The following is a 14632-nucleotide window of genomic DNA, read 5'->3' as shown; positions in this document are numbered from 1 at the left end:
CGACCAGAGGAGATCGACGGGACCCTTCGCGCTGTCGGTGAAGGTCAGGGAATCAGGCGACGGTGACGGCCACCTCGTTGATGCCCCGGCCCGCGGTGACCGAGAGGTCGCCGTTGCCGTGCCGGGAGAGCGCCCGCAGCGTCCAGGTGCCGGGCGCGGCGAAGAACCGGAACTGCCCGACCGGCGAGGTGACCACCTCGGCGGTGAACTCGCCGGTGGAGTCGAGCAGCCGGACGTACGCCCCGGGGACGACCTCGCCGTTCTCGGCGCTGACGATCCCGGTGATGACGGTTTCCTTCTCCAGGTCCAGGCTCGCCGGCAGCGGAGCCGCCTGGTCCGGCGCCGCGCAGCCGGCGGTGATCGGAACTGTCATGGTCGTCACGCCTCCCCCGGCTCGTCGCCGAGCGCCACCGGCACGCCGACCAGCGAGCCGTACTCGGTCCAGGATCCGTCGTAGTTCTTCACGTTCTGGTGCCCGAGCAGCTCCTTGAGCACGAACCAGGTGTGCGAGGAGCGCTCGCCGATCCGGCAGTAGGCGATGGTGTCCTTGCTGCCGTCCAGCCCCGCCTCGCCGTAGATCTTGCCCAGCTCGTCGTCGGACTTGAAGGTGCCGTCCTCGTTGGCCGCCTTCGACCACGGCACACTGATCGCGGTCGGGATGTGCCCGGCCCGCTGCGCCTGCTCCTGCGGCAGGTGCGCCGGGGCGAGCAGCCGGCCGGCGTACTCGTCGGGGGAGCGCACGTCGACCAGGTTCTTGACCCCGATCGCGGCGACCGCCTCGTCGCGGAAGGCCCGGATCGACAGGTCCGGCTCCTGCGCGGTGTATTGCGTGGCGGGCCGGGAGACCTGGTCGGCGACGAGCGGGCGGGCGTCCAGCTCCCACTTCTTGCGGCCACCGTCGAGCAGCTTGACGTCGCCGTGCCCGTAGAGCTTGAAGTACCAGTACGCGTAGGCGGCGAACCAGTTGTTGTTGCCGCCGTAGAGCACGACGACGTCGTCGTTGGAGATGCCGCGCTCGGAGAGGAGCGCCTCGAACTGCGCCTTGTTCACGAAGTCCCGGCGTACCGGGTCCTGGAGGTCGGTCTTCCAGTCGAGCTTGATCGCACCGGCGATGTGCCCACCGTCGTACGCGGTGGTGTCCTCGTCGACCTCGACGAAGACCACGCCGGGAGCGTCGAGGTTCTTCTCGGCCCAGTCGGCCGAGACGAGTGCGGTGTCGCGACTCATCAGATCACTCCTTGGTGAGGATTTGTGTGAGCCTGCGCGTGTGGATCGACCGATGTTGTTGTCGCATGTCACGCGCGGGACCCATTGACAGGTAGGGATCACGGGTACGTGCGACGGCGCCGCTGCCGGGCGTGAGGGAAGGACTCAGAGGGTACGCAGAACAGCCCCGCCGTCAGATGACGGGGCGACACAGGCAGGTGGCCACGCGGCACAGGTCGACCGCGCGCCGTTTGGTGAGGAGCGTCCCCATGAACCGGGAGCCTACCAGTGCTACGGAGTCGTTACCCAGGACCAACCACGATCCGGGATCGCGTGACCCCGGTTCCGACCCCTCTGATCAGCCGACCTCGCTCAGCGCGACATCTCGGGCGCTGGCTGTCACGGCAAGTCCGTTCGGCAGTGGCCGTACCTCGTGCAGTTGGAGCGCGAACGGCAACGGCGGCAGCGGCACCCGGACCGAGAGCTGCCGGGCGAAGTTGTTGACGAAGGTCTGCACGACCGGGTTGTCCGGCAGGTCGGCGGAGGTGAGCCGGTCGAAGGTGATCACGATGTCGTCGCCGTCGATGGCCACGTTCGCGGTGCCCTGCACGGTCAGCTCCTGCTCCAGGATCGGCACCCGGACCGGCGCGGTCACGGCGAGCTTGCCGTCCTGCTCCCGCAACCGCACCCCGGGCCGGTCGATCAACGCCACCACGCTGTCGTACGCGACGGTCCCGGTGCCCTGGACCGTCTTCGCGGTCACCTCGCCCTGGCCGGAGCGGAGCGTGTCGAGCGACGCGGTCACGTCCCGGGCGTCGACGGTCAACTCCGGCACCTTCACCGCCGCGTCGGTACCCTGCACCGGCCCCTGTACGTCCCGGAGCAGCACCTTGATGGAGTCGTACCGGCCGTTCAGCACCTGGGTGAGGAACGGGAAGCCGCCGACCGTCACCTCGGGCGCGGCGGACTGCACGTTCTGCCGGGAGATCTCCTGGTCGATCTGGTCCGCGACGACCCGCTCTGCGACCCCGGCGGCGACCCGGTCGGCCACCACCAGCAGCCCGGCCAGCACGAGAAGCAGGATCACCAGGATGACGAGTGCCCGACGCCCCCTGCGCCGACGGGGCCGTTCGCCGTACGTCCCGCCGTCTGCCGGATAGCTGTCCGCCACGCCGCCTCCCTGATCCGGTGCCGTCGCACCCGCCTACCGCCGTCGTCGGGACCACTATCTACCCGAACGGGCACATCTCCAACCGTCGAGGTACGGCACCGGGTCGGGTGCCGGGAAGCACCCTTCCTTTCCCCGGTGCCGCCCCTGCTCAGAGGAAGAAGACGCTCATCGCGTACGCCGCCGGTGCGGCCAGCGCGAACCCGCCGAGCGGCCCCTGCATGTGCCGGGCCACCCACATCGTCGGCGGTTCGCCGGCCATCTGCCGGCCCGCCTCGGCGTAGCCCACCCCGAGGTCGGCCAGGGCCGCCGCCGCGGCGGTGACCAGTCCGACCACCGCGGCACTGGTCGGGGTGAACGCCACCAGGTAGCTGCCGAGGATGCCGGCGGCGAGGGTGCCGAGCATCGCCCCGATCACCACACCGGCGGCACCGCGCGGCACCTGCGGGGCAAGTCGGGGCCAGGGCAGCACCGCGTCGGTCACCCGGGCGACGGTCAGCGCCACCGCCGCCGCGGTCAGGCAGACGAAGATCGCCTGGGTACCCTTCGGGATCCGGCTGAGCACGATCAGGGTGCCGAAGGCGACCACGCCGACCACGATGAACAGGGTGGCGCCGAGCGACTCGGTCACCCGGGCCCGGTCGGCCCGGCGGACGAGCTGCCCGAGCACGCCGACGAGGAACCCGCCCGCGGCCACGTACCCGAGGGGGGCGAGCACGGCGATCTGCGGCAGCACGGCAGCCGCGTCGGCGGCGAGCGCGACCGCCACCGCGACCCCGCCGACCAGCGGCAGGGCCGGCGGGCGCATCGCCATGGTCCAGGCGAGGACGAAGAGCAGCTGTACCCCGAGGACGACCACGGCGAACGGCAGCCGGGCACCCGGGCCGGCGGTCTGCGCGCCGAAGATCAGCCCGACCCCGAGCAGTCCGGCGAAGCCGGCGATCGCCACCGACAACAGTCGGCGGACCGGTACCGGCGGCAGCTCCTCCTCGCCGTCGAGCTCCGCCGGATCCACCCCGCCGTCCGGCCGCGGGCCGTCGGTGCCCCGGGGCCCGTCGCCGGGACGGGGGCCGTCCGGGTTCCGGGGGCCGTCGCCGGGCCTGGCTCCGTCACCGTGCCGGGAACCGTCCGGCAGGCGCGGGCCGTCGGCCGGGCGCGGACCGTCGAAGGGGCTGCGGGCGTCCGGGCCGGCGGGGCGACCGCGCGGATCCGGCGCGCGGTGCGGGCCGGCCGGACCGGGGCGGTTCTCCGGCCAGGAGTCGCGGCCGGTCTCCGGAGGCGTCGAGGGGTACACGCCCCGATCGTGCCAGACCGACCACCCGACGCGCCGGGCCCGGCATCCCCGAACCGAAACACGATCCGGAAACCTGCCGGTAATGACCGATCACACAACCCATGAACCGATCGTGTGAGAGCGTCCGGCGAAAGTTCCGATAAGGTTAAGCCTTACCTGCCCGTCAGTGACGCCGGGACGACCCCAATCCCCAGCGGTCCCGGAGTCCCCGCCCCGAGTGCCGCTGGCCACCGCGCGGCGCCCAGGTGCCGCCGGGACGGAGGTGATGTGTGGAGATCCTGCTGCTGGTGACCGCGCGCGCAGGCGAACCGTCCGTCGTGCTGCCGGCCCTCGACCTGCTCCCCCACTCGGTGCGTACCGCCCCGCGCGATGTCCGCACCCTCGTCTCCGGGCCCAGCCCGGACGCCGTACTCGTCGACGCCCGCTCGGAACTGAGCGAGGCCCGGGCGACCTGCCGGATGCTGCACGCCACCGGGCTCGGCGTACCGCTGGTCGCGGTGGTGACCGAGGCCGGTCTGATCGCCCTGAACGCGGACTGGGGCGTCGACGACGTGATCCTGGCCAGCGCCGGTCCGGCCGAGGTGGAGGCCCGGCTGCGGCTCGCGGTCGGCCGGCTCAGCAACGCGACCGCGGCGGCCGGCGGGCTGATCCGGGCCGGTGAGCTGACCATCGACCCAGACACCTACGCCGCCAAGCTCAAGGGCCGGCCGCTCGACCTGACCTACAAGGAGTTCGAGCTGCTCAAGTTCCTCGCCCAGCACCCGGGCCGGGTCTTCACCCGCGACCAGTTGCTCCGCGAGGTCTGGGGCTACGACTACTTCGGCGGCACCCGCACCGTCGACGTGCACGTACGCCGGCTGCGGGCCAAGCTCGGCTCGGAGTACGAGTCGATGATCGGCACCGTCCGGCAGGTGGGCTACAAGTTCGTCACCCCGCCGTCCCGACCGCTGCCCGAGTCGGAGAACGTGCCACTGCCCGTCTGATCCGACCCGTCTAGAAGGCCACCCAGTACGGCCGGGTGGCCTTCTGGCGTACCGGTCACCTGAAGGCGGTTCACAATAAATGGAGAAAACATGAGAATTCGGGCGCGACGTACGTAGCCTTGACCGGAAGCGTCCGGAGGAGGCAGAGGTGACATCAGCGGTTTCCAGGGTGTTTTTCGGGGCAGGACGGACAGAATTCCCTGAGGCGGTCCGCTGATGCCGACCATGTCCCGAACTCACATGCTCGCGGTCGCGACGCTGGTCACCGTCGCCATCCTCGGCGGCGCGTACGCGCTCGGCCATGCCCTCGGCCGGCCCGGCGGCCCACTGGCCATACCGGAGAACCGGGCCCAGCACCAGACCGACCCACAGCCGGACGGGCCGTCGGACCAGCGGTCGGGAGACCGGGCCGGCGGGCCTGTCGCGGGGCGGGCCGACCCGGGGCAGCGGAGCGGGTCGGCCAAGGGGGCGGACGGGGCGCTTCCGGCACCGTCGGGCACGGCGACGCCAGGCGGCACGCCGCGACCCCGCGGTGCGGAACCGGATCGGACCCGGGGGGACGGGCCGGCACAGTTGCCCCCCGAGCAGGACGGGCCGTACGGCGCCCGGATCAGTACCGGCGCCCGCAACGTGGCGCTGACCTTCGACGACGGGCCCGATCCCCGGTACACACCGCAGGTCCTGTCAGCACTGCGCGAGTACGACGTCAAGGCCACCTTCTGCCTGGTCGGCCAGAACGTCCAGGCGTACCCGGATCTGGTCCGGGCGATCGTGGCGGAGGGGCACACCCTGTGCAACCACTCCTGGCAACACGACGTCAAGCTGGGCAGCCGGTCCACCGCCACCATCCGGGCCGACCTGGTACGCACCAACGAGGCGATCCGGGCCGCCGTGCCCGACGCGCGGATCGAGTACTTCCGGCAGCCCGGCGGCGCCTGGACCGCGTCCGTGGTCGCGGTGGCCCGGCAGTTGGGCATGACCTCGCTGCACTGGGCGGTGGACCCGCAGGACTGGACCCGGCCCGGTGCCGGGACCATCGCGGCGCGGGTGAGCGCCGGCATCGCGCCCGGGGCGATCGTGCTGCTGCACGACTCCGGTGGCAACCGGCAGGGCACGATGATCGCGCTCAACTGGCTGCTGCCCGACCTCGTCCGGCAGTACGCCCTCGCCGCACTGCCGACCGGTCCACCGCCGACCGGTCCACCGTCGACCGGCACCCCGCCTGGTGGACAGCCGGGTGGACAGCCGTCGGCCGGCACCCCGCCGGCCGGGGCGCCAGCAACGGGTAACCCGCCAGCCGGGCAGGCCGGGCAGGCGGGCGCCGCCGGAGCGGCGGCTACGGTGGGAAGGTGACCACTGAGCGGGCGGCGGACGTACGGGTGTCGAGCCTCGACCGGCTCACACCGGACGAGGTCGAGGCGATACTCGCACTGTCCGGTGTGGCGGGCGCCGCCGATGGTGCCGACCCGCTCTCCGAGCACGTGACGCTGCGACTCCGACAGGCCGAGGGAGGCCCCGCCGTCCACCTGGTAGTCCGGGGACCAGCCGGGGCGATGGTCGGCTACGCCCACCTGGAGCCGGTGGACGGGACGGCCGAGGTCGCCGCCGAACTCGTCGTACATCCGATGTGGCGCCGACAGGGGCTCGGCCGGGCGCTGGTCTCGGCGGCGCTGGAGCGGGTACCCGGAACCGGCGCACTGCTGGTCTGGGCGCACAGCGACCATCCGTCGGCCGCCGCACTCGCTCTCGACCTGGGGCTGCACCGGTCCCGGGTGCTGTGGCAGCTACGCCGCTCGCTGCGGGACCCGCTGCCCGAGCCCAAGCTGCCCGCCGGGGTCTCGGTACGCGCGTTCCGGCCCGGCAGCGACGACGAGGCGTGGCTGGAGGTCAACCGGCGATCCTTCGCCAGCCATCCCGAGCAGGGCCGCTGGGATCGGGCCGACCTGCGGTTGCGCCTCGCCGAGCCGTGGTTCGACCCGGCCGGCTTCCTGCTCGCCGTCGAGGAGTCGTCGGGGCGGCTGCTCGGCTTCCACTGGACCAAGGTGCACGGCCGGTCAGACCCGACCAGCGGAGCGGACCGGACCAGCGAAGCGGACCCGACCAGCGAAGCGGACCCGACCGGCCGGGCCGAGGGGTCGGCGCCGATCGGCGAGGTGTACGTGCTCGGGGTCGACCCGGACAGCCACGGGCTCGGGCTGGGCCGGGCGCTCACCCTCGCCGGCCTGCACCACCTGCGCGACCGAGGGCTGACCAGGGTGATGCTCTACGTCGACGAGTCCAACACCGGCGCGATGGCGCTCTACACCCGGCTCGGCTTCGCGAACTGGCTGCGACACGTGCAGTACCGTTGGTCGTCGACGCCGCCGGAGGGTCCGGCCTGACGCGCCGTCCATCCGGTGTGGACCGTCCGAGCCCGGGAGGCCGTCCGACGACGACACCCGGCGGACCGCCACCATCCGGTCGGCTGACCGACACGGTCCGTACGGAGTACCGGTCACCGGCCGTCCGGTTGGCCCGGGCGGGTCACGAACCGCGCTAATAGCCCTAGATGTCGCACCGGTCCCACGGTTCACGGAACGGACATCTTGCCCTCAGGATCCGGCCATCCACCCGGCTATCCCTGTTCACCCTGCGTTCACTCGCGACCGGCGAACCGGCTACCTGGCGCTCCTAACTTCCCTACATAGCCGACCACTAGTCGGCTCCCGGGGCGGCGCCTCGGGCTTGCTTCGTACAAGGTGAAGGGAACCTTTCAGGTGAAGCTCCAGCGGCACGGCACCATTGCCTGTCTCGCTCTGGCCACGGCACTGGCAGTCAGCGCGTGCGGCTCGGACAATAACGAGCCCACCGAGCCGTCGGCCTCCGGGTCTTCCGCGGCGGAAGACTGCGCCACGGGCACGGTCAACGCCCAGGGTTCGTCGGCGCAGAAGAACGCCGTCGACGAGTGGCGTAAGGCGTACCAGCAGAAGTGCACCGGCTCGACCATCAACTACGAGCCGAGCGGTTCCGGTGCGGGCATCCAGGCCTTCATCGCCGGTACCGCGGACTTCGCCGGCTCGGACTCGGCCCTCAAGGACGACGAGCAGCCGAAGGCCGACGCCAAGTGCACCGGCGGCAAGGCGATCCACCTGCCGATGGTGATCGGCCCGGTCGCGATCGTCTACAACGTGAACGGCCTGGACAACCTCCAGCTCAAGCCGGCCACGCTTGCCAAGATCTTCGCCGGCAAGATCACCAAGTGGGACGACGCCGCGATCAAGGCCGACAACCCGAGCGCGACCCTGCCGTCGGCGACGATCCAGACCGTGCACCGGTCGGACGAGTCGGGCACCACCGACAACTTCACCGACTTCCTCGCCAAGACCGCCGAGGCCGACTGGACCTTCGGCAAGGGCAAGGCGTGGAAGGCCCCGGGCGGCACCGGTGCGGCCAAGTCGGACGGTGTGGCCAGCGCGGTCAAGCAGGCCGAGGGCAGCATCAGCTACGTCGAGATGTCCTACGCCGAGAACAGCAGCCTGAAGATGGCCAAGATCGGCAACGGGGCCGGCGAGTTCGCCGAGCTGACCCCCGAGTCGGCCGGTAAGACCATCGCCGGTGCCGAGGTCGTCGGCCAGGGCGAAGACCTGAAGATGAAGATCGACTTCAACACCAAGGAGGCCGGGGCGTACCCGATCGTCCTGGTGACCTACGAGATCGTCTGCTCGAAGGGCCTCGCCGCCGACAAGCTGGCGCTGGTCAAGGGCTTCCTGAGCTACGCCGCCAGCACCGACGGGCAGGCCGACCTGACCGAGCTGGGCTACGCCCCGCTGCCGGAGACGGTTCGCGCCAAGGTCGAGGCGTCGGTCAAGGCTCTCGCCTGATCTCTCAATAGATCATCCTCATAACTTCGTCAACGGAGCGAGCGAGCAGATGGGCGACACCCCAGACCGCTCGGCCAACGCCGGCACCGGCGGACCCCGTGTGACCATCGGTCACGCAGGGTCCGCCGGTGCCGCGCTGTCGGTCGACGTACCAGTGACACCCGCGGACCGCGCTCCGGACGGAGCTGGCCGGCGCGGCGGCGGCAGTGGCGGCGGCGGCACCGGCCTGGGTGGCGGCGGCGCCCTGCCCCGGCGGAGCGCCTTCGGCGCCGAGCGCCTCTTCCAGAGCTTCACCATGGCCGCCGGCGCGATGGTGCTGGTCATCATCGTGGCGATCGCGATCTTCCTGATCGCCAAGGCCGTACCTGCGCTGAACGCCAACACCGCCAACTTCTTCACCTTCGAGGGCTGGTTCCCCAACGAGGCGCAGCCGAGGTTCGGCATCGGCGCCCTGGCCTTCGGCACCGTACTCACGTCGGTGCTGGCCCTGCTGCTGGCCGTACCGGTGGCGCTGGGCATCGCGCTCTACCTGTCGCACTACGCGCCCCGCCGGGTCGGTACCGCGCTGGGCTTCCTGGTCGACCTGCTGGCCGCGGTGCCGAGCGTGGTCTTCGGGCTCTGGGGCCGGGACTTCTTCTACGGCCCGGTGCAGGAGTTCTCGGTCTGGCTGAACAAGTACTTCGGCTGGATCCCGATCTTCGGCGGGGAGGGGCCGTTCGGCCGGTCGATCCTGCTCGGCTCGCTGGTGCTGGCCATCATGGTGCTGCCGATCATCACCTCGCTCTCCCGTGAGGTGTTCCGGCAGACCCCGACCGCCAACGAGGAGGCCGCGCTCGCGCTCGGCGCCACCAAGTGGGAGATGATCCGGACGGCAGTGCTGCCGTACGGCCGTCCCGGCGTCATCGGCGCCACCATGCTCGGCCTGGGCCGGGCGCTCGGCGAGACCATCGCCCTGGCGATGACCCTCGGCATCGTCTCAAGCATCTCGTTCAACATCATCGAGAACGGTGGCAACACGGTCGCCGCCAACATCGCGAACGCGTTCGGCGAGGCCAACGACACCGGCCGCGGCGCGCTGATCGCCTCCGGCCTGGTGCTCTTCTCGATCACGCTGATCGTCAACATCACCGCGCGGGCCATCATCTACCGGCGCCGGGAGTTCACGGAGTCCGCAGCATGACGACAACGACGACAGCACCTCCCTCGACCGCGCCGGGGCAGAGCCCGCAACTGCGTACCCGCCGGCTGCCGGTGGTGGCCAGCCTCGGCATCGCGGTGGCCGCCGTGGTGCTCTCCGCCGCCGTGGTCTACGGCGCCGGGATCGGCGGCACCGCCCTGGTCGTCGCCCTCGCGGTGGTCTTCTACCTGGTCGGCCTCTTCCTCGCCAGCAACGCGGTGGAGGGGCGGCGGCAGGCGCGCAACCGCACGTGGAGCGCGCTGATCCACTCCGCCTTCGTACTCGCCCTGCTGCCGCTGGCCTCGGTCACCTGGACGCTGGTCAGCAAGGGCATCGAGCGGCTGGACGGCAACTTCTTCGGCACCTCGATGAACAACATCGGGGCCCGGGACCCGAACGGTGGCGCCTACCACGCCATCATCGGCACGCTGGAGCAGGTCGGCGTCGCCACCCTGATCACCGTGCCGCTCGGCATCGCCTGCGCCATCTACATCGTCGAGTACGGCCGGGGCCGGTTCGCCTTCACCATCCGGTTCTTCGTGGACGTGATGACCGGCATCCCGTCGATCGTCGCCGGCCTCTTCGTACTCGCCTTCTGGATCCTGATCGTCTCGCCGTACTTCAACGACGGGCGGCCGGGCTACTCCGGCTTCGCCGCCTCGCTGGCGTTGAGCGTGCTGATGCTGCCCACCATCGTGCGGTCCACCGAGGAGATGCTCCGGCTGGTGCCGGCGCCGCTGCGCGAGGGGGCGTACGCGCTCGGCATCCCGAAGTGGAAGACGATCCTGCGGATCGTGCTCCCCACCGCCCTGCCCGGGATCGTCACCGGCGTGATGCTGGCCGTTGCCCGGGCCGCCGGGGAGACCGCGCCGGTACTGCTGGTCGCCGGGGGTGGCGCCGCGATCAACTTCAACCCGTTCGAGAACAACCAGTCGTCGCTGGCGCTCTACGTCTACCAGCAGGCCGGGGACGCCTCCCGGTACGCGCCGGCCCGCGCCTGGGCCGCGGCACTCACCCTCGTCGCCCTCGTACTGATCCTGACGATCGCGGCGAAACTGCTGGCCCGCCGCAACCGGTTCAGCCGCTAACCCCGAAGGAATGATCATGGCCAAGCGAATCGACGCGACCAGCGTCACCGCGTACTACGGCTCGTTCAAGGCGATCGAGGACATCAACCTCACCGTCGAACCGAAGACCGTCACCGCGCTCATCGGACCCTCGGGCTGCGGCAAGTCGACCTTCCTGCGCACCATCAACCGGATGCACGAGGTGCTGCCCGGCGCCCGGGTCGACGGCAAGCTCACCATCGACGACCAGAACATCTACGAGCGGGACGTGGACGTGACCGCGGTCCGCCGGATGATCGGGATGGTCTTCCAGCGGCCCAACCCGTTCCCCACCATGTCGATCTTCGACAACGTGGTCGCCGGGCTGCGGCTGAACGGCGTACGCCGCAAGTCGGTCCTGGAGGACGCGGCCGAGCGGGCGCTCCGCTCGGCGAACCTCTGGGACGAGGTCAAGGACCGGCTCGGCAAGCCCGGCGCGGGCCTGTCCGGCGGGCAGCAGCAGCGGCTCTGCATCGCCCGGACCATCGCGGTCGAGCCGCAGGTGGTGCTGATGGACGAGCCCTGCTCGGCGCTGGACCCGATCTCCACGCTGGCGATCGAGGACCTGATGTTCAAGCTCAAGGACCGCTACACGATCATCATCGTGACGCACAACATGCAGCAGGCGGCCCGGGTCTCGGACCGGACGGCCTTCTTCTCGATCGAGCAGACCGGCGACCCGGGCCGGCTGATCGAATACGACGACACCCAGAAGATCTTCAGCAACCCGAACGTGAAGAAGACCGAGGACTACATCACCGGCCGCTTCGGCTGACCCCGCCCCACCTGCTGTTCCGTGATCCCGGAGAGTACGGCGCACGCTGGCCGAACTCTCCGGGATCACGTTTCGCTGCGGGGTTTCACTACAGGAGAAAGTGGCCGCTGCCGTCCTCGGCCTGGGCGAAGCGGGGCATGACCGGGGTGCCGGCGTCCCGCACGGCCGCGGCGGCGGGCACCCCGGCCAGGTCCGCACAGTCGGCGATCTCGGTCAGCGTGATGACCGTGGGCGGGAGCATGGCGATCTCGCCCGCCTCGAACCGGGCCAGCGCCTCCGCCGGCCGGATCCACATGGTGTGGTCGGCCTCCCCGGAGACGTCCCGGGGCCGCTGACCCGCCGGCAGCAGCGCGACGAAGAAGTACGTGTCGAAGCGGCGCGGCTCGAACTCCGGGGTGACCCACCGGCTCCACGGCAGCAGCAGGTCGGACCGGAGGGTGAGCCGGCAGTCCCGGAGCAGGTCGGCGAAGCCGGTACGCCGGTTCACCAGCGCCTGCCGGGCCCGCTCCCACTCGTCGCCGCTGACGTCGCCCACCACCTTGTCGTGGTCCGGGCCGGCGAGCAGTACGCCCGCCTCCTCGAAGACCTCTCGGGCCGCCGCACAGACCAGCGCCTGGGCCGGTCCGGGCGGCTGGCCGAGCCGGTTCCCCCAGTCCGCCGGGCCGGAGCCGGACCAGTCCAGCCGGATCTCCGAGTCGCCCGGGTCGACGCTGCCGCCGGGGAAGGCGTACATGCCGCCGAAGGTCATGCTGGCGGCGCGGCGGATCATGTACACCTCGAAGCCGTCCCGACCCGAGGCGTCCGGCCGGAGCAGCAGTACGGTCGCGGCCGGCCGGGCCGGCACCGGCACCCCAGCCTCGGCGTAGAACCGGCGGGCGTGGGCGGCGATCGACTCCGGGGCGGCAAAGCTGGTCATGTGGCGAGCGTAGTGCGGCCGTCCGGGCAGCCGCGATCTTGCCTGCCGGGGGAGCCGACCGGGGCGGGACGGTGCTCGGCTACGGTGCCGGGCATGACACGTTGGGGCATCCTGGCCACCGGTTACATCGCCGCCACCTTCGTCGAGGATCTTCGGCTGCTGCCGGACGCCGAGGTCGTCGCCGTCGGCTCCCGTACCGAGCAGACCGCCCGCGCCTTCGCGGACCGGCACGGGGTGCCCCGGGCGTACGGGTCGTGGCAGGAGTTCGCCGCCGACGACGAGATCGACGTGGTGTACGTCGCCACCCCGCACGCGGCACACTTCGACGCCACGATGGCCTGCCTGGACGCCGGCCGGGCGGTACTCGTCGAGAAGCCGATCACCCTGGACCGGGCCGCCGCCCAGCGACTCGTCGACGTGGCGACCGCCAACGACCGCTTCCTGATGGAGGCGATGTGGATGCGGTGCAATCCGGTCGTACTCCGGATCCGGGAGCTGATCGCCGACGGCGCGATCGGCGAGGTGACCAGCGTGCAGGCGGACTTCGGGGTCGGCGGGCCGTTCCCGCCCGAGCACCGGATGCGGGCCCGGGCGCTCGGCGGCGGCGCCCTGCTGGACCTCGGGGTCTATCCGATCAGCCTGGCGCACCTGCTGCTCGGCCTGCCGGACCAGGTCCGCTCCTGGGCCAGGATCAGCCCGGAGGGGGTCGACGAGAACACCGGGATCATATTCGGCTACGAGTCGGGCGCGGTCGCCACGCTGAGCTGCGGCATGATCGGCGCGACCCGGGTGGCGGCGGTGATCACCGGGCGGACCGGCCGGATCGAGCTGGCGCCGCCGTTCTACCGGCCGGGCCAGGTCACCCTGCTCCGGGACGGCGCCGACCCGGAGCTGCTGCCGGTCGACCTGACCGGCTCGGGCTACCAGCACGAGGCGGCCGAGGTGCAGCGCTGCCTCGCGGCCGGGCTGCTGGAGAGCCCGCTGGTGCCGCACGCCGCGACCCTGGAGGTGATGGGCCTGCTCGACGACATCCGCGAGCAGATCGGCGTGACCTACCCCTGACCGCGCGAGCATCGGCAGCGCGGCGAGCACCTGGCCACCGGACCGCCCCGGACGGCTGGCCGTCCGGGGCGGGATCGCTCAGAAGAGCGGTCGGACCAGGAAATACATGAGCGCGCCGATCGAGCCGGCGGCCGGGAAGGTCAGGATCCAGGCGCCGACGATGTTGCCGGCCACGCCCCAGCGGACGGCGGAGAGCCGCTTGGTCGCCCCGACGCCCATGATCGCCGAGGTGATGGTGTGCGTGGTGGAGATCGGGGCGCCCAGCACCAGGGCGTTGAAGTAGAGCACCCCGCTGGCCACGGTCTCGGCGGCGAAGCCCTCCGGCGGCCGGAGGTCGATGATCTTGCGTCCGAGGGTACGGATGATCCGCCAGCCGCCCGCGTACGTGCCGAGGGCCAGCACCGTCGCCGAGGTCCAGAACGCCCACTCCGGAATGTGCTCGGCGCTGCCCTGGTAGCCGCCGACGAAGAGGGCGAGCACCACGATGCCGATCGTCTTGGCCGCGTCCTGCATGCCGTGCCCGATCGACATCGCCGCCGCCGAGGCGGTCTGGGCCCACCGGAAGCCCCGGTTGAGCTTGCCCGGCTGCCCGTTCCGGAAGATCCACTGGACCGCGATCATTACCAGGTAGCCGAGCAGGAAACCGACCAGCGGGGAGAGGATCATCGGCAGTACGACGCTCTCCCCGATCCCCTTCCAGAGCACCGTGCCGGAGGCGGCGAGCGTCGACCCGACCAGCCCGCCGATCAGCGCGTGCGAGGACGACGAGGGCAGGCCGAAATACCAGGTGACCAGGTTCCAGGTGATCGCGCCGATCACCCCGGCGAAGACGATGCCCAGGCTGGAGACGCCGGGCGGCAACTCGACCAGGCCGGAGCCGACCGTCTTGGCCACGTCCGCGCCGAAGTGCGCGCCGATGAAGTTGCCGACCGCGGCCATCGCGAGCGCGACCCTGGGGGTCAGCGCCCGGGTGGAAATGCTGGTGGCGATGGCGTTCGCGGCGTCGTGGAACCCGTTGGTGTAGTCGAATAGCAGCGCGACGGCGATCACCGCCAGTACGGCGATGAGTTCAGGGGTCACCGGAG

Annotated in this window: 15 protein-coding genes; 8 read left to right on the top strand and 7 right to left on the bottom strand. The window is 71.2% G+C overall.

The window, feature by feature from the left end; translation table 11 throughout:
• Window positions 1-52: 52 nt before the first annotated feature.
• The 5 genes from Pma05_RS14325 to Pma05_RS14310 form a co-directional block, all read right to left on the bottom strand.
• Window positions 53-373 carry a DUF1416 domain-containing protein gene (locus Pma05_RS14325; RefSeq protein ID WP_203857876.1) on the bottom strand — a complete coding sequence of 107 codons (321 nt, stop codon included), beginning with the start codon at window positions 371-373 and terminating at the stop codon, window positions 53-55.
• A gap of 5 nt (window positions 374-378) precedes the next feature.
• On the bottom strand, window positions 379-1227 hold the full coding sequence (locus tag Pma05_RS14320) for a sulfurtransferase (protein ID WP_203857875.1): 849 nt from the start codon (window positions 1225-1227) through the stop codon (window positions 379-381).
• A gap of 172 nt (window positions 1228-1399) precedes the next feature.
• Window positions 1400-1477 carry an Ms5788A family Cys-rich leader peptide gene (locus Pma05_RS44000; RefSeq protein WP_311202345.1) on the bottom strand — a complete coding sequence of 26 codons (78 nt, stop codon included), beginning with the start codon at window positions 1475-1477 and terminating at the stop codon, window positions 1400-1402.
• Between the two features lie 87 nt (window positions 1478-1564).
• A complete protein-coding gene (locus Pma05_RS14315; RefSeq protein WP_203857874.1) occupies window positions 1565-2377 on the bottom strand; it encodes an LmeA family phospholipid-binding protein in 813 nt (270 codons plus the stop codon).
• Window positions 2378-2525: 148 nt separating this feature from the next.
• Window positions 2526-3509: a hypothetical protein gene (locus Pma05_RS14310; protein ID WP_425567638.1), complete on the bottom strand. Its 984-nt coding sequence runs from the start codon at window positions 3507-3509 to the stop codon at window positions 2526-2528.
• Between the two features lie 428 nt (window positions 3510-3937).
• On the opposite strand from Pma05_RS14310, the gene Pma05_RS14305 reads away from it, so the two are divergent.
• The 7 genes from Pma05_RS14305 (at window position 3938) to pstB (ending at window position 11569) form a co-directional block, all read left to right on the top strand.
• Window positions 3938-4651 carry a winged helix-turn-helix transcriptional regulator gene (locus Pma05_RS14305; RefSeq protein ID WP_203857872.1) on the top strand — a complete coding sequence of 238 codons (714 nt, stop codon included), beginning with the start codon at window positions 3938-3940 and terminating at the stop codon, window positions 4649-4651.
• A 225-nt stretch (window positions 4652-4876) separates the two neighbouring features.
• Window positions 4877-6004, top strand: a complete 1128-nt coding sequence (locus tag Pma05_RS14300; RefSeq protein ID WP_239312344.1) for a polysaccharide deacetylase family protein — start codon at window positions 4877-4879, stop codon at window positions 6002-6004.
• A complete protein-coding gene (gene mshD, locus Pma05_RS14295) occupies window positions 6001-7032 on the top strand; it encodes a mycothiol synthase (protein ID WP_239312342.1) in 1032 nt (343 codons plus the stop codon). Before Pma05_RS14300 ends, mshD begins: the two co-directional genes overlap by 4 nt.
• 375 nt (window positions 7033-7407) lie before the next feature.
• Complete coding sequence (gene pstS, locus Pma05_RS14290; protein WP_203857871.1) at window positions 7408-8511, top strand: phosphate ABC transporter substrate-binding protein PstS; 1104 nt, start codon at window positions 7408-7410, stop codon at window positions 8509-8511.
• Between the two features lie 49 nt (window positions 8512-8560).
• Complete coding sequence (gene pstC, locus Pma05_RS14285; RefSeq protein WP_203857870.1) at window positions 8561-9691, top strand: phosphate ABC transporter permease subunit PstC; 1131 nt, start codon at window positions 8561-8563, stop codon at window positions 9689-9691.
• Window positions 9688-10776, top strand: coding sequence for a phosphate ABC transporter permease PstA (gene pstA / locus Pma05_RS14280; RefSeq protein ID WP_203857869.1), 1089 nt, complete (start codon window positions 9688-9690; stop codon window positions 10774-10776). The genes pstC and pstA overlap by 4 nt, the downstream gene beginning before the upstream one ends.
• Before the next feature lie 16 nt (window positions 10777-10792).
• Window positions 10793-11569 carry a phosphate ABC transporter ATP-binding protein PstB gene (gene pstB / locus Pma05_RS14275; protein ID WP_203857868.1) on the top strand — a complete coding sequence of 259 codons (777 nt, stop codon included), beginning with the start codon at window positions 10793-10795 and terminating at the stop codon, window positions 11567-11569.
• A gap of 88 nt (window positions 11570-11657) precedes the next feature.
• Here pstB and Pma05_RS14270 read toward each other — a convergent pair whose 3' ends face one another.
• On the bottom strand, window positions 11658-12485 hold the full coding sequence (locus Pma05_RS14270) for an NUDIX hydrolase (RefSeq protein ID WP_203857867.1): 828 nt from the start codon (window positions 12483-12485) through the stop codon (window positions 11658-11660).
• A gap of 93 nt (window positions 12486-12578) precedes the next feature.
• On the opposite strand from Pma05_RS14270, the gene Pma05_RS14265 reads away from it, so the two are divergent.
• Window positions 12579-13547: a Gfo/Idh/MocA family protein gene (locus tag Pma05_RS14265; RefSeq protein WP_203857866.1), complete on the top strand. Its 969-nt coding sequence runs from the start codon at window positions 12579-12581 to the stop codon at window positions 13545-13547.
• A gap of 78 nt (window positions 13548-13625) precedes the next feature.
• Here Pma05_RS14265 and Pma05_RS14260 read toward each other — a convergent pair whose 3' ends face one another.
• Window positions 13626-14627 carry an inorganic phosphate transporter gene (locus tag Pma05_RS14260; protein ID WP_203857865.1) on the bottom strand — a complete coding sequence of 334 codons (1002 nt, stop codon included), beginning with the start codon at window positions 14625-14627 and terminating at the stop codon, window positions 13626-13628.
• Between the last annotated feature and the right edge of the window lie 5 nt (window positions 14628-14632).

The organism is Plantactinospora mayteni, from assembly GCF_016862935.1.
Lineage (GTDB): Bacteria > Actinomycetota > Actinomycetes > Mycobacteriales > Micromonosporaceae > Plantactinospora > Plantactinospora mayteni.
Note: the sequence above shows the minus strand (reverse complement) of the source record. Positions and strands in the feature narration are given on the sequence as shown.